Genomic DNA, 22,479 nt, shown 5'->3' on the forward strand with positions numbered 1-22,479 from the left:
TGCGAGTTCGGAATTGGGGGGTCAGGGGTTGGACCAGCCCTCGGCATACAACTGCTGGGCCAGCAAGCCCAGGCGCATGGTCAAGGTGTAGTTCTCACCGTCCTCGATGAGCGCCGATCGCGCGTCGCGGAACAGCTTCTCGATCGGGTACTCGCGCGTGGTGCCGGCGCCGCCGAAAAGCTGGAAGGCCTCGTGCACCACCTTCATCGCTTCTTCGGTGGCCGTCACCTTGCCGGAGGCGGTGATGTAGGGATGGGTCTGCGGCGACAACCGCGCGAACGCCTGCACCCGTCGCGCCGTGGCGCGCGCCATCTCGATGCGGCGCAGCATGTCGCCCAGGCGATAGCGGGTCAGTTGGTGGTCGATCAGCAGCCGCCCTCCTTGCCGGCGTTCGTGGCAGTACTGCAGCGCATGCTCGAACGCCGCGCGCGCGACGCCGGTGAAGATGTGCGCCATGTGCGTGCCGGCATTCGACCAGGCCGACGCGAAGTTGCCGTCGTAGTCGTCCTTCAGCGCGATCGCGAAGCGCTTGGGGATGCGCACGTTGTCGAAGTAGATCTCGCCCTGCGGGAGCGCGCGCTGGCCGATCTTCTCCAGGGGCTTGCCGCGGGTCACGCCGGGCAGGTCGAGCGGAACGATCGCGGCAACGCCGTACGGCCGTCCTTGCTTGTCGAGCCGCCCGTCGCCATAGTCAGCGCTCATGTAGGCGACGGCCACCTGCGCCACCGCGCCGTTAGACACCCAGGCGGAGCTTTGGCCGTTGATGACGATCTCGTCCTTGCCGACCTGGCCCCACAGATTGCCCGTGTTGCCCGGCACGCCTGCCGGCCAGTCACGCTGCATGTCGAAGATCTGGAAGTCGCTGCCGAAGTCGGGCTTGGTGCCGATCCAGCAACCGATGCGACCCATGGACAGTTCCAGCAACTCCTTGTTGCCCAAAGAGGACGCTATTTCGACGGCCATGCTCCCGGCCCCGATCGAGACGGCCAGGCCGCTGTCGCCCCAGCCGAGCTCCTCGCTGATCATCGATTCGATGCGCAACGCCGTCTCCGGCGGCAGCGACGCCATCGCGGCCGGCTCGAGGCCCAGCTTCGCGAACTCCGGCCAGAGCGAGTAGTACGGCGAGCCGGGCGCGGCCACCTGCTCGGCCGTCATCTTGTCGAGCTCGGTGCCCAGCGGACGCAACACGTCCTTCGCGAAACGATGCACCGTGTGCTGGATGGCGCTCTCCTCTTCGGACAGCGGTGTTTCGAAGCCCGTGAGGCCGACATCCGGCAAGGTCACTTCCTTCTTCAGGATCAGCATGTCTACTCCGCGGTTTGAGTGCTCGGCCCGCCAGCAGGGATGCCCTCTTCGAACTTCGCAAGACCGGGGTTCATCACGTCCCACGGCTGTGCACGGCTGGTGAAAACGTCTATGGAAGGGGGATAGACGCTCGCGTCGTCCAGCGTGCCGGCCGCAATCAGCACGACCTCGGGCTTCTCGGCGATCCGGCCGTGCACCTGCGAGCCGCAGTTGGGGCAAAAACCACGCGACACCGTGTGGCCGGCGTTGCTTGTCGATGTGTGATAGCGCAGCTCGCCGCGCACGAAGCGGAAAGCCGCGGAGGGCACGATGCGCACAGACGCATACGCGGTGCCGGTGTAGCGTTGACAGGCGCTGCAATGGCAATTCAGTGACAGGACGGGCTCGGCCATGCACTCGTAGCGCACGTCGCCGCAGGCACAGCCGCCTTGCAGCTTCACAGGGCTTGATGGGTTGCTCATTTGGTAGTGGTCTCCAGTGATGACACGAGTTGCGGCACGGCTGTGAACAGGTCGTCTACCAACCCGTAGTCGGCCACGCCGAAGATGGGCGCCTCCGGATCCTTGTTGATCGCGACAATCACCTTGCTGTCGCGCATGCCGGCGAGGTGCTGAATGGCGCCGGAGATGCCGACCGCCACGTAGAGCTGCGGCGCCACGATCTTTCCGGTTTGCCCTATCTGGTAGTCGTTGGATACGTAGCCTGCATCGACGGCGGCGCGTGAAGCCCCGAGCGCGGCATTCAGAGCGTCTGCAAGAGGTTCCATCACGGTGCGGTAGTTGTCTGCGCTGCCCAGCCCGCGTCCGCCCGAGACGACGGCGGAGGCCGAAGTCAGCTCGGGGCGGTCGAGTTTCGTCACGTCGCGGCGCACGAACCGGCTGGTGCCGGCGTCGGGCGGAACGTCAATCTGCACGACGGGCGCAGCGCCGCCAGCCACCGGCACGGGATCGAACCCCGTGGACCGCACCGTGAGCACCTTGATGTCATCCAACGCCTGCACCGTCGCGATGACGTTGCCGGCAAAGATGGGGCGCTTGAACGTCGTGGCGTCCTGCACGGCCATGACGTCGCTCACTTGCGCCACGCCGAGCTTGGCCGCCACCCGGGGCGCTACGTTCTTGCCTTGCGCGGTGGCGGGGAACAGCAGGTGGGTGTACTGCCGCGCCACGGTGAGCACCGTCGCCTCCACGTTCTCCGCAAGACCATGCGCGAGCTGCGGCGCATCGGCGTGCAGGACATGGGAGACGCCGCCAATGCGCGCCGCCACTTCGGCCGCACGCTGCGAGCCCTCACCCGCCACCAGCACGTCCACTTCACCGCCCGTGAGCTTCACGAGCTGGGCAGCAGCCGCGAGCGTGCTCAGCGTCGCCGTGTGCACCGATTCGTTGTCGTGATCGGCAATGACCAGAATCCCCATGCGAACCTCCTTCACAGTACCTTGGCTTCGGACTTGAGCAGCGCCACCAGCGCAGCCACATCCGGCACACGCACACCCGCGCTGCGTGAAGGCGGCTCCTCGACAAACAGTGTTCGCAGCCGCGGGCGAACATCGACCTGGAGTTCGTCCGCGCTGAGGACCTCCAGTGGCTTCTTCTTGGCCTTCATGATGTTCGGCAGCGTCACGTAGCGCGGCTCGTTCAGCCGCAGGTCGGTGGTGATCACGGCCGGCAGCGCCACGGACAGCGTCTCCGCGCCACCATCCACCTCACGCGACACCGTGGCCCACCCGTCGGCCAGCGACACCTTCGACGCGAACGTAGCCTGCGGCAGGTCCGCCAGCGCGGCGAGCATCTGGCCGGTCTGGTTGCAATCGTCGTCGATCGCCTGCTTGCCCAGCAAGACCAGTTGCGGTTGCTCGCGCTTCACGATCGCCGCCAGCAGCCGGGCCACGGCCAGCGGCTGCAACTCCTCGTTCGATTCGACGAGGATGGCCCGATCGGCGCCGATCGCCAGCGCCGTGCGCAGCGTCTCCTGCGATGGCGCACGGCCGCAGGACACGGCGACCACTTCGTCGGCTGCACCGGCTTCCTTCAGGCGCACGGCTTCCTCGACCGCAATCTCATCGAACGGGTTCATCGACATCTTCACGTTCGCGATGTCCACGCCCGATCCGTCGGACTTTGCGCGCACTTTCACGTTGTGATCGACGACCCGCTTCACCGCCACCAGAATCTTCATCGTCCGCTCCGATCCACTCGTCACGCCTGCAGCGCCCATTCGTCCAGAGTTGCCGCGCTGCCATGCATCGCCGCCACCGCCAGCGCGCCGTTCTGCGGCAGCACGTGCGCGGCATAGAAGCGGGCTGAGACCAGCTTGCCCCGCAGGAAGGATTCGCTCTCGCTGGCGTCTGTAGCATCCAGCAGCCGGCTGGCGGCCAGTGCGGCACGGGTCATCAACCATCCGCCGGCCACGATCCCGGCGAGCTTGAGGAACGGCACGGCGGCAGCGAACACATCGAGCGGCCGCTCCCTATGGGCCTGCGCGAACCATTGCGCGACCAACCGGACGGAGGCGACCGCCTCGCCCAGCGACGATGCGAGGTCCTCGAGCGCCGGCTGGCCCGCCGCCTCGGCCAGCGTGCGGTCCACTTGCACCAGCCAGCGGTTCAGCGATGCCCCACCGTCGCGCAAGACCTTGCGGGCGATCAGGTCGTTGGCCTGGATCCCGGTGGTGCCTTCGTAGATCGGGGCGATCAGCACGTCACGCAGCGGCTGCGATGCGCCGCTCTCAAGGACATACCCCATGCCGCCGTGGATCTGCACCGACGTGCGAGTCACCTCAACGGCCGTCTCCGACGCCCAGCCCTTGAAGATCGGAATCATCAGGTCGACGAAGTCCTGGTGCTCCTGGCGCACCATCGGGTCCGGATGACCGTCGGCCAGGTCCAGCGCTCCCGCGAGCATGTAGCCCAGCGCGCGCATCGCCTCGGTCTGGCTGCGCATCGACAACAGCATGCGCCGCACATCGGGGTGGCGGATGATCGGCACCGGCTGTGCACTCCCTTCGGCAGCGCGTCCCTGCACGCGCTCGCCGGCATACGCGAGGGCCTGCCGATAGGCTCGCTCGCTCAGCGCCACCCCCTCCATGCCGACGATGAAGCGGGCCTGGTTCATCATCACGAACATGGTCTGCAAGCCCTTGTTCTCCTCGCCGACGAGCCATGCCACCGCGCCCTCGCCGGCGCCGCCGTAGACCATCGTGCAGGTCGGGCTGCCGTGGTTGCCGAGCTTGTGCTCGATGCCGGCGCACTGCACGTCATTGCGCGCGCCCTGCCAGCCCTGCTGCGGCAGGAACTTCGGCACGACGAACAGCGAGATGCCCCTGGAGCCTTCCGGCGCCCCGGCCACGCGGGCGAGCACGAGGTGGACGATGTTGTCCGTCAGGTCCTGGTCGCCGAAACTGATGAAGATCTTCTGGCCGAAGATCCGGTAGGTGCCATCGGCCGCCGGCACCGCCCGCGTGCGCAGCGCGCCGACGTCCGAGCCGGCCTGCGGTTCGGTGAGGTTCATCGTCGCGGCCCACTCGCCGCTGACGAGCCGAGGCAGGTAGTACGCCTTCAGCGCGTCGTCGGCCCCCAGCATCAGCGCGTGCACCGCGGCATCGGTCAGGCCGGGACACATGCAGAAGGCCTTGTTGGCCCCGACGAAGATCTCGCGCACCGCGGCGGACAGCAGCATGGGCATGCCCTGGCCGCCGTATTCGGTGGGCATCGACAGGCGGTTCCAGCCGCCCTCGATGAACTGCCGGTACGCGTCCTTGAACCCTGGGGTCACCTTCACGCCTTCGGCACTCCAGCGCGCGCCATCGCGATCACCAGTCGCGTTCAGAGGCTCCAGGACGCCTTCGGCCAGACGCGACGCTTCGGTCAGGATCGATTCGGTCAGCTCGGCATCGGCCAGGCTCTCGGCGTTCGGCAGTTGTGCGACGCGGTCGAGGTCCGCCAGTTCGCGCAGCACGAAGCGCGCTTCCTCAAGGGGTACGAGGTATGAGTTCACGGCGTCTGCATCGAGGCGAGGATGTGGTCGATCGTGGCGGGCAAGTCGAACTCGTTCTCCCGCGTCTGGCCTTGCATGGCCACGGCTTCATTGGCGCGCTGCATGTAATCCTGCTGGATCGAGGCACGCATCGCGTCGTTCTCGGCTGCGAAGCCTTCAAACAGCGAATCGGCCATGGACGCGAACACGCGCTTAATGACGCCGCGGTTGGACGCGATCGCGTATGCCGGTCGCAGCGCAATGCGACGCGCGAGACTATCGACGTAGTCGCGCAGTTCGTCGTCCGCCAGCGCCTGATTGACGATGCCGTACTGCTGCGCCTCTTCGCCGCTGAAATCGCGGCCGCTCAGTGTCACCTCCAGCGCACGCGCCGGACCGCACATCATGGCCAGCCGTGTCATGCCGCCGCCGCAAGACAGGAAGCCCACGCTGGTCTCGGGAGCGCAGAAGCGCGCCGACCGGCTGGCAAAGCGCATCGTCATGCCCAGGATCAGGTCGAGACCGCCCCCGCGGCACACCCCGGTGACCTCGGCGATCGTGATCTGCGGCAGGTTGCCCAGGCAGGTGCTCAGGGACTGCAGGATGTTGATCTCGTCGTAGCGGCCCCTGGCCGCCGGGTCGGTCGACCCGGCCTTGAACTCGGTGGCATCGAAGTGCGCGATGAAGAAATCGGGCACCGCGCTATCGAACACCACCACCTTGATCGACGGGTCGACTGTCAGGCGGCCGACCAGGCCGAACAGTTCCTTGACCATGCCGACGTTCAGCAAGTTCACCGGGGGGTTCTTGATCGACACGCGCATCACCGCGCCATCGATGCGGGTGGCAAGCAATGATTCACTCATGTTCATCTCCTTGGGTTCGGGTGGCTGCGGCGCTCAGACGATGCGCTCGACCTTCATGTTCGAGAGTCCGTGGGTGCGCAACGCAGCGTGCAGTTCGCGATGGCCGAACGCTTGACACGGCGAGCGGAAGCCGGCGATGTCGACCTGGCCGCGCGCCAGCCGCGTCGCAGCATAGGCTTCCAGGCAGGCCGTCTGCAAGTAGCCCCCGACGCCGTAGATCGTGCACTTGGCTGCCATGTTGGTGCCGCGGCCGTGCGTCCAGTCGATCGTGCGATGGACATGACGCGACTCGCGCGGCGGCATGGCGGGCGTCATGTCCGCGGCCAGCTTGTCCATCAGCGGCACGAGCTGCTCTTCCGGAATCCATTGCAGCTGCACCTTGTAGCCACGCTCCAACTCCTGGACCCGCTTGTACAGGTCCTGGTTGGACATCGCGACGGTCATCTTGCAGTTGCGCACCCTCGGATCCCCATGGAACCAGATCGGGTTCGACGTGCCGCCCCAGTGAGTGCCCGTCACCACCGCGCCGGAGGGCAGCAGAACGTTCTGCACGTCCAGGTCCTTGTACTCGACCAGCTCGTTGTCGGCGAGGTAGCGCACCTTGTCGCGCATCTGCGCATCGAAGATGCTCTCGGCAGAGTTCTGCGTCGGTACCGCCACGCCGTACATGAACATGTCGAGCGAGTCGATCCCCTCGGTCTCCATGACGAAGCGCGCCGAAATTTCGCTGACGGCGTACATGTACGCCATCGACGGCACGACCAGCAGGCCGGCCTTGCGGAAGTCGGCGTCCCAGCGCTCGCGCACCGCCGCCACATGGGTCTGCTCGCCCGCCGTGTCGAGGTAGTGGATGCCGGCCTTCAGGGCCGCTTCGATGACGGTGTTGGCGCGGCGTGCGAACGGCCCCACCGTGTTGCAGACCACGCGGCGTCCGCGGAACAGCTTGGCCAGCGACTCCACGTCATGATCGACCTCGGCGATCTCGTACGTGCAGTCCTCGATGCCGGGCACCAACCGCATGGCTTCCTCGATCCTGGCGCGGTTGCGCCCGGCCGCAACGAAGGGAACGCGGTAGTCGCGCAGGTACTCGGCCACTTGGCGGCCGGTATAGCCGCTGGCGCCGTAGATGACCACAGGGTAGTTGCTGCTCATGCTTTGTTCTCCATGAAACGGTGTTGAAGGCCGCATGCGGCGGGTCACAGATCGACGCGCGGGAAAGCGTCCAGGGGCTTGAAGTGGCCACGTAGCGGCATGTCGGTGCGGACCCGGTCGTGCGCGAGTCCCTGGGCCGAAAAGAGGCGATCGCGAGACTGTTCGACCAGCCGTGATAGCGCGGCAAGGTCATGCTCCCGCCGCGGCGACGCTGAACGTCCCCCGGTCGACGCTGGCCGTGGTTTCGGCGCTGAGCGCCCGCATCTGTCCAGCCACTTCGCCGTGACCGTGAACCGATTGGGCGCGACGGACAGCTTGTTGGGCACCGCGCCGCCGACGAACCCGGGGTGGTCGTTACGCTCGTTGTAGACACTGTCATACCGGCCCAGCGCGCTCAGGCGGAAGCCAAGGCCGCTGGACGTGACCACGTCCAGTTCGCTCAGCAAATCGACGCGGTTCGAGAGCAGACCACGATTGAAGTTGCGATCGCCGTCATCGGCGTTCACATTTCCCAGGAGCGCTGGATTCTGCGAGCGCGTTAGAAACACTGCGCTATAGCGCGCAGTGTTGTTCCACGTCACGCGCGTGTCCGACGCCTCTTCCGGTGGTGACACGTCCGCAGCATGCACTGCGGGGAAAGTGGCCAGGAGGCTGGCCGTGCCGATGGCCTGCATTGCGGCCACAGGCTTCGTCGAAGTGAATCGAGAAATCCCGACCTTAGGCAGCGGCATTTCATGGCGCATGGGCATATGTCTCCAATTTTTTGGTCGCGCTTTCGTCACGTAGTCAACGGATTGGCTATGAGGAGAACCTCACCGTCGAACGCCGTGCGCGATCATTCGCGCACCGGTGTCGTCTTTCTGCAAGGCGACGAGTTCCAGAAGTCGGCAGGGCTCGCAGCCCGTGACACTCCGATCCGGCACGCTGAGTAAAAGGTACGATTTACGCGGCTGTCACACCCCACCCCAGAAGAGTGGTAAGGGGGCAACCAGCGCCGTCGCCCGTTCGGCACGTTTCAATCGCGGGGAGCGGCCCACGTGTTTGGCACGCATACAAAGCGGGCATAGTTCCCGGTGGGCAGCAGAAGGTGCGGCAACGGCGGACGAGGATTAATGCCCCAGCAATGTTCCGGACGGAGGCACCAAATTTCCCCCAAAACCTGCTGCGGCGCGACGGCGCTGCTCACGTCGAGCGGAACGCGTCATTTAAGCGAACTGGGTGTGGACAGCGAATGGGCGAGTCCGCGCTTCGGTGCGGGGCTGGATCGACGCCCATGGAACAAGGCACTGCGGGGCTGCACTTCTGCCAGCGAGCCTGGAGCGCGTGCCGACTGACAGATGGTGGAATCCCGGCTTAGGGAATGCGGTACGTGGCTTCAATCCAGAATTGAGGCATCACCCGTTGAAAAGCTTGAAGAATGAGTGGCATCCCAACCATGTGGGAAGGGAGGCGTCCAACCCTTCTATGTTTCCCCGCCCTAAGATATACTTTTTTAACGCAGATCTGATAAAGGCTCTCGGTGGCTACCGGCCGGAAACGGGCTGTCCGGTGTCGCAACCGGCCGGACGGAAAACAATTAGTGGTCTGCGAGCATCCCCGACGACCCATTGCAGAGCGGCGCACTCGCCGCACGCCCGCGCAACTTTGGCATGCGCGCGTCTCGGGGTAAAAGATCTGATTTAGAGGAGACTGCTATCCGCACGTTGAGCCAAGATCCCGCGCTGTTGCTCAAGGCCACTGCGCCGCGCGTGGTTCCTCGCTTTTTGGATCGTGAGCGTCTGCAACTCAGTCGCCTCGAGGTCGATGGGGCCCACGTGACGGTCTTGCTTGCACCCGCAGGGTTCGGCAAGACCTCGCAACTCAATCAATGGCGTCGCGAAGTGCTGGCACGGGGAGGCCTAGCCTTCTGGTATACGCTCGACAGTCGCGATGACCCCCTGCGCCTGGTACGCGGGCTTACGCGTTCGGCCCAGTCAACATGCGGAAAGCTAGGTTTTGCAGATCCAGTCGTGGAGTGGATCGAAGCGCGCGATGACGCTCAGGAAGCCATGACCGGATGGCTGGCAGAAATAGCGGAACTATCGGTCGAGGTGCTGTTGCTGCTAGACGATACCCACCTCCTTCCCACACCCGCCCGCCGGGAAGTCCTCAGCTATCTGCTGGGCAATGCACCAGCTAACTTGCACATTGCACTGGCCGCGCGGCCAACGGGCGCACTGGTGGCCAGCGGCACGCTGAGCACGGCCAAGGTCACACGCGTGACTGCCTCTGATTTGCGCTTCCGGCCAGACGAAACTCTGACTGTGCTTTCTGCCGCCATGGGGAGCGGGAGCGACGTGGAAGCTGGAGTGCAGCTTCACGAGTTGATTGAAGGTTGGCCCTTAGGCGTCCAGTTGGCGGTCGCCGCACTCAAGCGCGGAGGCGATCTTGAAGGACTGTTCGGAGCTGCGACGGCCGACATCCGCCGCTATTTCGTAGATGCCGTGATCGACCGACAACCAGCCGATGCCGTCAATATGTTGATACGGCTCGCGGATTTCGATGTGATTCATGTCGACCTGTGTCCGGCAGTGCTCGAGCGCAGCGACCTTGGGCAGGAACTGCTACGACTGCGAGACGAGACGCCGCTGTTGCTGCAAGCCGAAGACAGCGACTGGATGCGCATGCATCCACTCGCCCGCGAGATCCTTCGCGAGCGCCTGAACCATTTGCCTAAGGCCGAGCGACTGGCCATGTCGCAACGAGCGTGCGCCTGGTATGTCGATCACGGACTATACGAGGAAGCAGCGCATCACGCCTTTATTGCCGGGGATGTCGAGACCGCCATTTCCCTCATCGAACGCAGCAGTCATCAAATGACCGCGCAGGGAAAGAGCGCCGCAGTGCTGGCGTGGTATCAGCGCCTGCGCCCGGATGATCTCCAGCAACGCCCCGGATTCTGGACTCCAGTTGCCTGGGCCTTGGCCATGAGCGATCGACATGCCGAGGCGCAACCGCTTATCGATCTCATCCTTGCGCAACCTGAACTTTCGATCGGGGCACGGTTCGAAGCGAATCTGATCGCTGGCGTTGCCGCGATATTTGCAGATCGCACCGACCGTCTGGCGGCAATTCTTGAGAAGTTGCCAGAACCGCCGCCGGAAGCGCGGCCCGAAGCGACGCCGGTCCATTGCAACCTCAAGGCCTTTCTCGCTTTGTATCGCGGACAACCAGACCAGGCGCGGCTGGAATCGAGCCGCATCGCCAATCTGGATCGGACGCAGGCGTATTCGCCAGTATCCTATGCATACGCCGACTACATCACAGGTTTGAGCTACTTGTGGGAAGGCCGATTCGCTTTGGCCCACCAAGATCTCCGACCCGCGCTGAACCGGGCGGAGGAGCGCTTGGGCCGTTGCCATCCGGTAACGTGCCTATTGGCGGCGCTCCTGGCGCACGCCAGTTGGGAATGTGGACGTAGCGCTGATATCGCTGGGCTGTTGGCGGGGCGGTTGGCCGTGCTGAAAAGGCATGGCCTGCCCGATGCAGTAATTTCGGCCTATACGGCACTGGCACGCATCGCTGACCAGGAGGGCCGGCAAGACCAAGCGCTGGATTTCCTCGAATCGCTTTACGCCATCGGCCAAGCGCAGGCTATGCCACGTCTTCAAGCGACTGCGCAGCTTGAGCTGGTGCGTCTGCACGCAAGACGCGGCCGAACCGAGACCGTATTGGAACTGAACGCGCAACTTGATACCTTGCTTCGGGACCGCTGCGCTCAAATCCGTGAGACGTCGCTCATACCCTGGGCAGACCTGCTCGCTGATCTCGGCCGTGCATATGCCTTTCTGGCCAAGAACAACACCCCATCCATTGCCGGAGCACTCGACGCCGCCGAATCTGCAGCAGCACTGGCGGCAAGCATGAAGCGCGGGCGGGATGCCGTAGAGTCTCGCCTCCTTCGCGCTGAAGCGCTACGGCGCCAAGGCTCTGGAGACGCATCTGCTGTGCAGGCCGAAGGGATGAGTCTGGCCCTGGCTGGCGGCATGTTACAGCTACTGCGTGAAGCGGGGGAACGAGCTGAAGCCGTCGGTGCGCGCTCGTCAGTAGCACCGGACCGAAGCGAATCGTCCCTTGCGCTCACTGCGAAACAGCAGCAGGTCCGCGCTACGGCCTTGTTGACCGCCAAGGAAAGGGAAATTCTGTCGTTGCTCAGCGGCAACCTGAGCAATAAGGAAATCGCGCTAGCCATGGATTTGAGCGAAGACACGATCAAGTGGCACATGAAGAACTTGCTCAGCAAGCTCAACGCCGGTAGCCGCAAACATGCACTTGCGCGCGCGCGACAGCTTGGGCTGTTCGAGCATTGACAACCATTTTCAATATTCTGAGCCGCTGGCGCCAGCCAACCACGCCGCGCCACTATGATCTGAAGCCAGAAGTGAAAGCCCCCCGGTTTCGAACAAGTTCGCATTGGTGCCGACAGCAGCGCGGCAAATGGGATGCCAGCGCATGATCTTAGCCCCGCCATTGAAGCTGGCGCGAACCTGCTCCGCCCTGTCTACTCGCCACCCCTACTGGTTGGGGCCAGCCTCCTCGACGGCTATCTCGTCGAAGGGGTTCATACTCATCTTCACCGTGGCAAGGTCGACGCCCGTGCCATCCGCATTGACCCGGACCTTGATGTTGAAATCCACGACCCGTTTTACGGTGACTAATGCCTTCATAAGGCCTCCTACTCTCCACAATCTCAAGACTTGTTCCACCCGCTTGGCACGGGCACAAAGGCGATTCGGCGCAGTCTACGAACCGGCGGCCGGAATCGCCCCCCCTTCAAGGGTGGCCCGCACCCGGCCTGGGATCGACGATAGTTCAAGCACGCGAAAGCGCTCGAGCGCGGAAGTCCCTAAATTTGTGCCGAGGTCAACGAACCGATGTACTAACCCGTGGCGCTCCGCTCAGCATCATCGCGAGGAAGTCTTTGACCTGCGGGCCGGGCGACTCACTCGCGAATAACCGCAGTGATCACCGCTTGAGGAGAAATTCGTGAACCCGTACATCGCGCCTTTGGAGGAAATGCGTTTCGTGCTGCGGGAGCTAGCTGATATCGAACGCGTCGCCCAGTTGAGTGACGCCGAAGCGCTTTCCGATCCAGAACTGACGGATGCCATCCTCGACCAGGCAGCCCGCTTCGCGAAGGAAGTCTTGGCTCCGCTGGACGCGGTCGGCGACCGCGCGGGCGTGCGCTGGAGCGAGCAAGGTGTCACCACCGCCCCGGGCTTCGCCGCGGCATACCAGCTATTCGTGGAGGCAGGCTGGAACAACATCTCGCTGCCTTCCGAGTATGGCGGTCAGGGCCTGCCAACCTTGCTTTGTACGGCGGTGCACGAGATGTTCACCTCGTCCAACAAGGCCTTCGCCTATTGCCCAGACCTCACGGAATTCGCCGTCAAGGCGTTGATCGCCGGCGCGAGCGAATCACTGAAGTCGCTGTACATCCCTAGGCTCGTCACTGGACAGTGGGCCGCCACGATGAACCTTACGGAGCCGCAAGCCGGCTCCGACGTCGGCGCATTACGAACCCGTGCGGAGCCCCAAGCGGACGGCACTTACAGGCTGTTCGGACAAAAGATCTTCATCAGCTACGGTGAGCATGATCTGACCGAGAACATCATCCACTTGGTCCTTGCCAGAATCCCTGGAGCGCCGGAGGGATCCAAAGGAATCTCGCTGTTCCTGGTCCCAAAATTCTTGCTGGAGGCGGACGGCCGACTGGGCCAGCACAACGACGTCAAATGCGCAGGCGTTGAGCACAAGTTGGGCAATCACGCCAGCCCGACTTGCACGATGATCTATGGGGGTAGTGGCGAAGGCGCGGTAGGCTGGCTCCTCGGCGCCGAGAACAAGGGTCTGCAAACCATGTTCTTCATGATGAATTCGGCCCGCTTCACGGTGGGCCAGGAAAGCACAGCGATGAGCGAGCGTGCCTACCAGCAAGCCCTCGCCTATGCTCGTGAGCGTGTGCAAGGCAAGCTGGCCGGCGGCGGGACGGAATCTGTCCCCATCATCCGCCATCCCGATGTACGCCGAATGTTGCTGATGATGCGCAGCCAAACTGAAGCCATGCGTGCGGTGGCCTACGCGCTTGCTGGTGCCCGGGATCTCGCCGAGCGTCATTCCGACCCGGAGGTGCGTCTCGAACGCCAGGCCTTCGTCGACCTCATGATTCCGGTCTTCAAGGGTTGGGCGTCGGAGACCGCAATCGAGGTGACCTCGACCTCGATCCAGGTGCACGGTGGCCTCGGCTACATTGAGGAGAGTGGCGCTTCGCAGCCGCTACGCGATGTGCGGGTGGCGGCGATCTATGAAGGTACCACTTCGGTCCAGGCGCACGACCTGGTTGAACGTAAACTCGCGCGCGATGGGGGGGCGGCGCTGCGGGCATGGCTGTCGCAAATTCAGCTCGTCCTGCACCGATTGGACGACGCTGCGAATGGCGAGCTCCGGGATATCGCGTCCAACTTGCGCGACGCAGTAGCAGCACTACAGGAAGCCTCCAACTGGGCAATCGCGAACTACCGGGAAAGGCCTCTCGAAGTCCTTGCCGGCTCGGTGCCGCTCCTGCGGCTCTGCGGTATCGTCGCCGGCGGCTGGCAGATGGCACGTGCGGCGCTGGCGGCGCAACGCCATCTCGAACAGGGCCGCGGTCATGCCGCCTTCCTTCGTCGTAAGCTCTTGAGCGCGCGCTTCTATGCGGCCCACGTGCTACCCCAAGCAGAGGGGCTGTCGTCGATCGCCATGCACGGTGAATGCGCAATGACGATGGGTGACGAGGCATTCTGAGCGCAGCAGGATCCATATCATGCTCGACTGTAGCGCGCCTCGCCCCACACGCAGATTGCTCTCAAGAAAGGCCGAGCGAAGTGCTGCAGAGAAGTCCACCGGTCAGACCATGAACTGCAACTTTCGATTTTTCTGGCAAATGATCCGTCCCGCAGCAAATGTGATGAGGTCTGCCCCGCAGTCAGCGCGATGTTCTTCGTCGCGTTCAGGGTCCGGCCGTGGTGATGTTGCCCGCTCCAAAATCTCGACAACGCCCCGGATTTCAGAGGACTGAAGTGAGTCGCTCGGCACGACTACCAACGTGGAACAGGGAAAAACAGGGCGGCTTTCCTTGCGCCACACGCAGCGTGTAGCAAAGGCTTGGGACCTTAACCGCTCACAACGCTCGCTCCAGAAATGCATGGCCCGCTTGTTCTTACGATACGCACATATTGGAACGAAGCAGGCCTGCTGTTCAGCCCTTGAGCGCCCCGAGCGCCTCATCCAGCATCTTCTTGGCATCGCCAAACAGCATGCGGTTGTTCTCTTTGTAGAACAGCGGGTTGTCTACGCCCGCATAGCCCGAAGCCATCGATCGCTTCATCACGATCGATTGCCTTGCCTTCCAGACCTCCAGCACCGGCATGCCGGCGATGGGGCTGGCAGGATCTTCAGCCGCGCTGGGGTTCACTATGTCGTTGGCGCCGATCACCATGGCTACGTCGGCCTCTGGGAAGTCCTCGTTGATCTCGTCCATCTCCATCACGATGTCGTAGGGCACCTTGGCCTCGGCCAAGAGCACGTTCATATGGCCCGGCATGCGGCCGGCCACCGGATGGATGGCAAAGCGCACGTCCACGCCCTTTTCGCGCAGGGTCTTGGTGATCTCGTACACGGTGTGCTGGGCCTGGGCCACGGCCATGCCGTAGCCGGGCACGATGATCACGCTCTTGGCCTCGCGCAGCATCTCGGCGGTCTCCTGGGCGCTCACGGGCACCACCTCGCCTTGCGGCTCCGCGGCGTCACCCCCGCCTGCGGGTTTCTTGACCGATGCGCCCGAGCCGAAGCCGCCCGCGATCACGCTGATGAAGTTGCGGTTCATCGCGTTGCACATGATGTACGACAGGATCGCGCCTGACGAACCCACGAGCGCGCCGGTGACGATCAGCAGGTCGTTGTTCAGCATGAAGCCCGTGGCTGCGGCAGCCCAGCCCGAGTAACTGTTGAGCATGGACACCACCACCGGCATGTCGGCGCCGCCGATGGCCATGACCATGTGCACCCCAAACACCAGCGCGATCGCCGTCATCACGATCAGCGGTGTCATACCGGCTTGCACATCGTGGGCGCCAAGGAACTCGCGGCCGAACCAGATCACCATCAGCAGCGCAATCAGGTTGAGCCAATGGCGCGCAGGCAGCAGCAGCGGCTTACCACCGATGCGGCCGGCGAGCTTGCCGAAGGCGATCAGCGAGCCCGAGAAGGTAACTGCGCCGATGAGGATGCCGACGTAGATCTCCACCTCATGGATGAGCTTTTCCGCTCCCTGAAACGGCACCGAGGTGTCGACATAGCTGGCAAAGCCCACTAGGCAGGCCGCCAGGCCCACCAAGCTGTGCATGAGCGCGACCAGCTCGGGCATCTGGGTCATCTTCACGACCTTGGCGGCATACAAGCCGATGCCGCCGCCCACGACCAGCGCGACGATGATCCAGGCAAGGCCCGACGGGCCGACGCGCGGGCCGAAGACCGTGGCCAGTACGGCCAGCGCCATGCCGATCATGCCGAGCAGGTTGCCGCGGCGTGACGTTTCCGGGTTGGACAGGCCACCCAGGCTGAGAATGAAGAGAATGGCGGCGCCGAGATAGGCCACCGTGGCAAGACTTTGGGACATGGTTCGGTTCTCCTCGTTCTTCTTATTTGCGGAACATGGCAAGCATGCGGCGCGTCACGGCAAAGCCGCCGAACATGTTGACGGCGGTGAGCACCAGCGCGGCAAAGGCCAGCCAGCGAATCAGCCCGTCGGGCCGTCCGTCCATGCCCAGTTCCGGAGGTGCGATCTGCACCAGCGCGCCAATGGCGATGATGCTGGAGATGGCGTTGGTGACGCTCATCAGCGGCGTGTGCAGTGCGGGCGTGACGTTCCACACCACCATGTAGCCGATGAAGCAGGCCAGCACGAACACCGTGAAGTGGCCTAGGAACGCCGGAGGCGCAAAAGAGCCGATGGACCAGAACAACACGGCCGCGATGCCGAAGGTGATGGTGAGCGCCTTCGCGGACATGGGCGCGCCGCTACCACGGCCGTGGCCCGATTTCTTCTCGACCACGGGGGCAGTTGCGGCCTTGGGCGCCGGCACAGGTGCAGCCTTGAGCGGCGGGGCCGGCCAGGTGATGGCGCCGTCCTTGATCACGGTGAGGCCACGGATCGCGTCGTCCTCCATGTTGACGACCGCCTGGCCATCCTTGGACTTGCACAGTTCCTCGGTCAGGCGCAGCAGATTGGTCGCGTACAGCGTGGACGATTGCTTGGCCAGGCGCGATGCCAGGTCGGTGTAGCCGATGATGGTCACGCCATGGCGCACCACGGCTTCGCCAGGCACGGTCAGCTCGCAGTTGCCGCCTTGCTCGGCGGCCATGTCCACGATCACACTGCCGGGCGTCATGCTCTGCACCATCTCAGCGGTGATGAGCTTGGGTGCGGGCTTGCCGGGGATCAGCGCAGTGGTGATGATGATGTCCGCGTCCTTGGCCTGCTCTGCATACATCTTGCGTTGCGCGGCCTGGAAGCCCTCACTCATGACCTTGGCGTAGCCGCCGCCGCCCGAGCCGTCTTCCTCGTAGTCGACCTTGACGAACTCGCCGCCCAGCGATTTGACTTGGTCGGCCACCTCGGCACGCGTGTCATTAGCGCGCACGATGGCGCCCAGGTTGGCCGCCGTACCGATGGCCGCCAGGCCTGCCACGCCGGCACCGGCAATGAAGACCTTGGCCGGCGGCACCTTCCCTGCGGCCGTAATCTGGCCGTTGAAGTAACGGCCGAAGGCGTTGGCAGCTTCGATGACGGCACGGTAGCCGCTGACGCCCGCAGTGGAGGTCAGCGCGTCCATCTTCTGGGCGCGCGAGAGCGTGCGCGGCAGGCAGTCGATCGCCAGCACGGTCGCGTTTTTGGCGGCCAGTTGCTGCATCAGCTCAGGGTTCTGAGCAGGCCAGATGAAGTCGATCAGCGTGCAGTCTTCGCGCATCAGCGCCACTTCGTCACTGCTGGGCGGGCGTACCTTGAGCACGATGTCGGACGTGGCCCAGAGCTGCGCGGCGCCGTCAATGATCTCGGCCCCGGCCTTGCGGTAAGCATCGTCGCTGAAATTAGCGGCTTCGCCGGCGCCGGATTCAACCGCCACCTTGAAGCCGAGCTTGATGAGCTTTTCCACCACGTCGGGCACCGTGGCCACACGCTTTTCGCCGGGAAAGGTTTCCCGCGGCACGCCGATGCGCTGGGGAGCCAAACTCAGATTGGGCTGCATCAATGATTTCCTGGACTTGGGTGTTCAATAGGGGGAACCGCAGAGTGCCGTTTCTGTATGAAAGGCACTCGTCAGTTCGCGTACTCCGGAAAAGTTGCTCGATACACGATGAGCAACCGAGCTATATCTTGGATGCTGAGGCCTCAACCATGTGGTCATTGGCACTCAGCACACCAGATTAATTTACAAGATGGTGCCAATCAGTTCGCCATTCTGTTCGGCGAGCGATTCACCTCCGCCATCAGCTGAGATTTTTAACCGGCCTCAGCACACGAAATTCCTGACACGTCCAAGATGGCACAGAACGCGTCCAGGCGCAGGGCGAATTCCTTCGGGTAGGCGACCCCATCCCGGCAAAGAAGCCGAAGTCACCAGCCGAGGGACTGGCCGAGCTTTACTCGATGTCGAGAAGCGCTGATTTCTGAATTTCATTGGGCGGCAAACTTAGGCGCTCGTTTCTCCCGCAGTGCCGCCAATCCTTCCCGCGCATCCGCCCCCGAGAACCCAAGCACTTCAAGTGCCAGAGAATGTTCGAACGCGGGCCAGGCCGCACGCACCCAATGATTCAGGCTGCGCTTGGTAAAGGCCAGCGCGCTTGGGCTGCCGGCGGCCAACTGACTTGCCACCTCGCGCGCACGGGCCTCGAGCTCTTGTGGAGGTACGGCTAGGCTGACAAGGCCGATGCGACCAGCTTCTTCCCCGGTCAATGCCGAGCAAGTCATCAAGTAGTACTTGGCTCGCGCGAGACCGCACAGTAATGGCCAAATCACCGCCGCGTGGTCGCCGGCAGCCACCCCAAGCTTGGTGTGGCCGTCAATGATCTTCGCGTTGGTGGCGGCTATCGAGACATCCGCCAGCAGAGCCACCGCCGCACCCGCACCGACAGCCGCGCCTCCTATTGCGGAGACAATCGGTAAATCGCAGTCGATCATCCCCTGTACCAAGTCACGCGCCTCGCGCAGCAGGCGTAACCTAGCGCGCTCACTGTCGAGCAACTCTTGCACGAGCTCGGTCGTACCACCAGCGCAGAAGCCCTTGCCAACGCTTCGCACCAGCACCACGCGAACATCAGGCTCGCTACCAAGCCGGCGCCACAATCCAGCGAGCTCTGCATGACCTTGCGCGTCCGTGACAGGCATTGTTCCCTCAGGACCGAACACCACTTCGGCAATACCGTCGTCGCCAATCCGCACCTGCAGCGATGGCCCAAGATCCAATGTGCGGCTCATTGCCCCCTCCTTCGGAGCAGCCACGGGCTGACCCGGTAGCGTTGCCCGCGATACTGCGCATCCAGCGCTTGGAGCACCTTGATCACGTCCGGAGCGCCCCATTTCGCCAGCCATTCGAACGGGCCGGCTGGATAGTTCACACCCAGTCTCATGGCTGAATCGGCGTCTTCCGTCGTACAGACGCCTTGCAACACGGCATCCGCCGCTTCGTTGACCAGCATTGCAATGGTGCGTGCGACCACGAGACCTGGACTGTCCGCTACCAACTGTGGAGCGAAACCAAGTTGCGCCAGCCAAGCGGGCGCCTCATCGCTCCAGGCGTCGCTGGCCCCCTCGGCGATGGCGTAGGCCACGGGAGTTCCGGGCGCCTGCGGCCACTGCGGCAGCCGATCAAAGACTGCGACATCGGCGCAGCGCAAGAACGTGCTCAAATCACCGGCCGTGCGGCCATCGGTGAGCACAAGACGCGCACCACCAATCGCAAGGCCAGTCCAAGCGCTACCGCGCTCGCGCAGCGGTGCCCGCCCAAGCACCGCCAACCTTGCCGAGACGGCTGATGCCCAATGGTCCGCGTCAACACCATGGCCATGTACGACAACGTCATCTACCGTCTTCGGCGGCCCGTAGTCGATTTGTACAAGCGGCGGCGCGCCTTCGGGGTAACGATAGAAACCACACCCGCTCTTGCGGCCGAACAGGCCGCCCTCGACCAAATCGCGCTGCACGCCGGATGGCACAAAGCGCGCGTCGAAGAAAAAACCCTCGTACACTGACTTCGTCACAGCAAAGTTGGTGTCGTGGCCAATCAAGTCCATGAGCTCGCACGGCCCCATGCGGAAACCTGCGCCTCGCCAGCATGCATCCAGCACCTGCGGCGTTGCAGCCTGCTCGGTCAATAACGACAGCGTTTCAGCATAGAACGGGCGCGCCAGGCGGTTGACAATGAACCCTAGAGTGGAGCGCGCATGCACGGGTGTCTTGCCCCAGGCCAGACTGAGATCGAAGACGGCTTGGGCCACCTCCGGCGCAGTGTGTAAGCCGGAAACCACCTCCACCAGCTTCATCTGCGGTACTGGGTTGAAGAAATGCATGCCGACCAACCGATGCGCATGCGCCATGCCGTTGGAGAGCGCCGTGATCGAGATTGACGAAGTGTTGGTGGCTAATACGCAATCGGGCGCGACCACCGCCTCAAGCTGCTGCAGAAGCACACGCTTGGCCTGCAGGTCTTCCACGATTGCCTCGATCGCCAACTGTGCGTCGCAGGCTTCGTCGAGGCTTGCGGCTGCCGTGATGCGGGCCAGTATCGACTCGGCGACCTGCGCAGCAAGCTTGCCTTTCTTGACCCGCTCATCCAGGCTGGCGGCCAGCTTACCCAACGCTTGCGTAGCGGCTCCTTCGCGCACGTCGTACAAGCGGACACGATGCCCGGCCTGCGCCGCGACCTGCGCGATGCCGATCCCCATGATGCCGGCACCGACCACCAGCACGGTTGCCGTGTTGAGTGCATCCGCGCTCATGTGGGAATCCAATGTGCTGCGCGTTTGTCGAGAAACGCAGAAAAACCCTCACGCGCCTCCTCGCTGCCACGCACGCGGCTGATGGTCTGCGCCGTCAGTTCGCGCACCTGCAGCGTGATCGGCCCGACTTCGAATTGCGCGAACAATTGCTTGATCTCGCGCTGCGCATGCGGCCCGCCCGAAAACAATTCCGCTGCCGCGATATCGACCGCGGCGTCCAGCGCCTCGGCCGGCACGACGCGATGCACCAGCCCGATCGCAAGCGCTTCCTCCGCCTCGATGCGCGTGGCGGCCAGCGCGAGGCGCTTGGCTTGCCTCTTGCCGACGGCGTTGACCACATACGGGCCGATCACCGCCGGCAGGATGCCAAACCGCGCTTCGCTGACCGCAAAGCTGGCGTTGTCCGCAGCAATGGCAATATCGCAAGCGCATGCCAAGCCGAATCCACCGCCCAACGCCGCGCCCTGGATTCGGGCCACGACGGGCTTCGGACAGTTCTCGATGCGATACAGCATGGCGGCAAAACGGCGGGCGTCCTCCAGATTCCATTCGCGGGACGCGACGCTGGCACGCTGCATCCACTGCAGATCGGCGCCCGCGCTGAAATGCTTGCCGGCGCCCGCAAGCACGATCACGCGCACGGAATCATCATTCGCCAGTTGTGTGAAGACGGCATCCAACTCGGCAATCATGGCCTCGTCGAATGCGTTGAAGACCTCTGCACGCGACATGGTCACCTGGGCAACGCCAGGCCCACGCCGCGAGACGCTTAGCGTCAGCATTTCGTTCATCAGTAGGTCTCCAGATGAAGACGTCCTTCCTCCTTGAGCGCCTTGGCGACAGCCTCCCACCGCAGGCCCGCCTGCTCGGCCACATCGCGCAACGTCAGCACAACGCCTTCTTCCATGCTCTTCAAGCCGCACACATAGATGTACGTGTCGGAATCGGCCAGCAGCGCACCGAGATCGGCCGCACGCTCGCGCATCAGATCCTGCACATAGCGCTTGGGTTGGCCCGGCGTGCGCGAGAACGCAAGATTGATGTCGATGAAGTCCTTAGGCAGGTTCTGCAACGGACCGAAATAAGGCAGCTCTTCCTTGCTGCGCGCACCAAAGAACAGCATCAACTTACCGGCTTCGAACTTGCCGGACTCGCGCAAGCGCCGGCGCCACTCGGTCATGGCGCGCATGGGCGCGCTACCGGTGCCGGTGCAGATCATCACAATGTTCGAGCGTGGGTGGTTGGGCATCAGGAAGCTCGTGCCGAACGGCCCGATCACCTCGACCTTGTCGCCAACCTGCAGATCGCACATGTAGTTCGATGCGACACCACGTACCGGATTGCCTTGGTGGTCGGCCAGCACGCGCTTGATGGTCAGCGAAAGATTGTTGTAGCCCGGCCGCTCCCCATTGCGCGGACTGGCGATGGAGTACTGGCGCGCATGATGCGGCCGGCCGTTGGCATCGACGCCCGGCGGCACGATACCGATGGACTGGCCCTCCAGCACCGGGAACGGCATGGCGCCGAAATCCAGCACGATGTGGTGTGTGTCGTATTCACGACCAACGTCGGTCACGCGAGCGTTGCCGACCACGGTGGCCGTCACCGACTTGCGCGCAGCCTTCTGGGCATAGAGATTGGTGTACGCGTGCGCGGCTGACCAGGGCGGCAGCGTGGCGCCATATTGCGTGCTGTTGATGGGTGCCTCGGCGCTTGCCGCGGCGGCCGGCATCTGCACGGGCTGTTGTGCCGACTGCGCGTCCGACGCCACGCCGGCATCCGCCAGTTGTTCAGCACTCAGCTCCGGCGGCAGCGCATCCCAGCCGAGCTGCGCATCGACGGTATACGCCTTGGCGCGCGGCACCATGCGCCAGTTGTCGATGGAGCCGGTCGGACACGGCGAGATGCAATCCATGCACAGGTTGCACTTGCCCGCGTCGACCACATAGTTGCGCGAGTCATGCGTGATGGCGCCGACCGGGCAGGTGGCTTCGCAAGTATTGCAGCGGATGCAGATCTCGGGGTCGATCAGATGCTGCTTGATGACGTGAATGTCGGCCATTTCCATGGCGGTCTCCAGGGGGCGGGCTGCTTGCGCGTGGCAAGTC

General features: G+C 63.8%; 16 protein-coding genes and 1 pseudogene. 2 read left to right on the forward strand and 15 right to left on the reverse strand.

The genetic code is table 11. From position 1 onward, the window contains the following. Window positions 1-21: 21 nt before the first annotated feature. From GD429_RS13345 to GD429_RS13380, 8 genes are read right to left on the reverse strand one after another with little or no spacing between them, the layout of a single operon-like run. Window positions 22-1,305 carry an acyl-CoA dehydrogenase family protein gene (locus GD429_RS13345; RefSeq protein WP_152857350.1) on the reverse strand — a complete coding sequence of 428 codons (1,284 nt, stop codon included), beginning with the start codon at window positions 1,303-1,305 and terminating at the stop codon, window positions 22-24. Between the two features lie 2 nt (window positions 1,306-1,307). Beyond that, window positions 1,308-1,766, reverse strand: a complete 459-nt coding sequence (locus tag GD429_RS13350; protein ID WP_152857351.1) for a GFA family protein — start codon at window positions 1,764-1,766, stop codon at window positions 1,308-1,310. Then, complete coding sequence (locus tag GD429_RS13355) at window positions 1,763-2,722, reverse strand: electron transfer flavoprotein subunit alpha/FixB family protein (protein WP_152857352.1); 960 nt, start codon at window positions 2,720-2,722, stop codon at window positions 1,763-1,765. The genes GD429_RS13350 and GD429_RS13355 overlap by 4 nt, the downstream gene beginning before the upstream one ends. A gap of 11 nt (window positions 2,723-2,733) precedes the next feature. Continuing rightward, window positions 2,734-3,483 (reverse strand): electron transfer flavoprotein subunit beta/FixA family protein, encoded by a 750-nt coding sequence (locus tag GD429_RS13360; RefSeq protein WP_152857353.1) that lies wholly within the window; start codon window positions 3,481-3,483, stop codon window positions 2,734-2,736. Window positions 3,484-3,503: 20 nt separating this feature from the next. Beyond that, the gene (locus GD429_RS13365; RefSeq protein ID WP_321574589.1) at window positions 3,504-5,300 is read right to left on the reverse strand and encodes an acyl-CoA dehydrogenase; all 1,797 of its coding nucleotides are present in this window, start codon (window positions 5,298-5,300) and stop codon (window positions 3,504-3,506) included. Then, window positions 5,297-6,145 carry an enoyl-CoA hydratase/isomerase family protein gene (locus GD429_RS13370; RefSeq protein WP_227791637.1) on the reverse strand — a complete coding sequence of 283 codons (849 nt, stop codon included), beginning with the start codon at window positions 6,143-6,145 and terminating at the stop codon, window positions 5,297-5,299. The genes GD429_RS13365 and GD429_RS13370 overlap by 4 nt, the downstream gene beginning before the upstream one ends. A 33-nt stretch (window positions 6,146-6,178) precedes the next feature. After that, window positions 6,179-7,297 carry a saccharopine dehydrogenase family protein gene (locus GD429_RS13375; RefSeq protein WP_152857355.1) on the reverse strand — a complete coding sequence of 373 codons (1,119 nt, stop codon included), beginning with the start codon at window positions 7,295-7,297 and terminating at the stop codon, window positions 6,179-6,181. Between the two features lie 44 nt (window positions 7,298-7,341). After that, window positions 7,342-8,040, reverse strand: a complete 699-nt coding sequence (locus GD429_RS13380; RefSeq protein WP_227791638.1) for a DUF1302 family protein — start codon at window positions 8,038-8,040, stop codon at window positions 7,342-7,344. Between the two features lie 960 nt (window positions 8,041-9,000). Between GD429_RS13380 and GD429_RS13385 the strand changes: the two genes are divergently transcribed. Then, a complete protein-coding gene (locus tag GD429_RS13385) occupies window positions 9,001-11,646 on the forward strand; it encodes a helix-turn-helix transcriptional regulator (protein ID WP_227791639.1) in 2,646 nt (881 codons plus the stop codon). 219 nt (window positions 11,647-11,865) lie between these two features. On the opposite strand, the pseudogene GD429_RS13390 reads toward GD429_RS13385, so the two are convergent. Beyond that, window positions 11,866-12,003: pseudogene (locus GD429_RS13390) on the reverse strand (electron transfer flavoprotein subunit beta/FixA family protein); the annotation flags it as partial. Window positions 12,004-12,322: 319 nt separating this feature from the next. Here GD429_RS13390 and GD429_RS41825 point away from each other — a divergent pair. Continuing rightward, window positions 12,323-14,119 carry an acyl-CoA dehydrogenase gene (locus GD429_RS41825; RefSeq protein ID WP_321574590.1) on the forward strand — a complete coding sequence of 599 codons (1,797 nt, stop codon included), beginning with the start codon at window positions 12,323-12,325 and terminating at the stop codon, window positions 14,117-14,119. Window positions 14,120-14,573: 454 nt separating this feature from the next. Here GD429_RS41825 and pntB read toward each other — a convergent pair whose 3' ends face one another. The 6 genes from pntB to boxA form a co-directional block, all read right to left on the reverse strand. After that, window positions 14,574-15,992, reverse strand: a complete 1,419-nt coding sequence (pntB, locus tag GD429_RS13400) for a Re/Si-specific NAD(P)(+) transhydrogenase subunit beta (protein ID WP_152857356.1) — start codon at window positions 15,990-15,992, stop codon at window positions 14,574-14,576. A 22-nt stretch (window positions 15,993-16,014) separates the two neighbouring features. Next, the gene (locus GD429_RS13405; RefSeq protein WP_152857357.1) at window positions 16,015-17,622 is read right to left on the reverse strand and encodes a Re/Si-specific NAD(P)(+) transhydrogenase subunit alpha; all 1,608 of its coding nucleotides are present in this window, start codon (window positions 17,620-17,622) and stop codon (window positions 16,015-16,017) included. A 428-nt stretch (window positions 17,623-18,050) separates the two neighbouring features. Next, entirely contained in the window at window positions 18,051-18,851 is an 801-nt protein-coding gene (locus GD429_RS13410; RefSeq protein WP_152857358.1) for an enoyl-CoA hydratase/isomerase family protein, read from the reverse strand. Then, on the reverse strand, window positions 18,848-20,371 hold the full coding sequence (locus GD429_RS13415; protein WP_152857359.1) for a 3-hydroxyacyl-CoA dehydrogenase: 1,524 nt from the start codon (window positions 20,369-20,371) through the stop codon (window positions 18,848-18,850). Before GD429_RS13415 ends, GD429_RS13410 begins: the two co-directional genes overlap by 4 nt. Then, window positions 20,368-21,162: an enoyl-CoA hydratase-related protein gene (locus GD429_RS13420; RefSeq protein WP_152857360.1), complete on the reverse strand. Its 795-nt coding sequence runs from the start codon at window positions 21,160-21,162 to the stop codon at window positions 20,368-20,370. Before GD429_RS13420 ends, GD429_RS13415 begins: the two co-directional genes overlap by 4 nt. Then, window positions 21,162-22,439, reverse strand: a complete 1,278-nt coding sequence (gene boxA, locus GD429_RS13425; protein ID WP_152857361.1) for a benzoyl-CoA 2,3-epoxidase subunit BoxA — start codon at window positions 22,437-22,439, stop codon at window positions 21,162-21,164. Before boxA ends, GD429_RS13420 begins: the two co-directional genes overlap by 1 nt. Window positions 22,440-22,479 lie beyond the last annotated feature (40 nt).

This window comes from Burkholderia sp. BE17 (assembly GCF_009362305.1).
Classification (GTDB): domain Bacteria; phylum Pseudomonadota; class Gammaproteobacteria; order Burkholderiales; family Burkholderiaceae; genus Burkholderia; species Burkholderia pyrrocinia_C.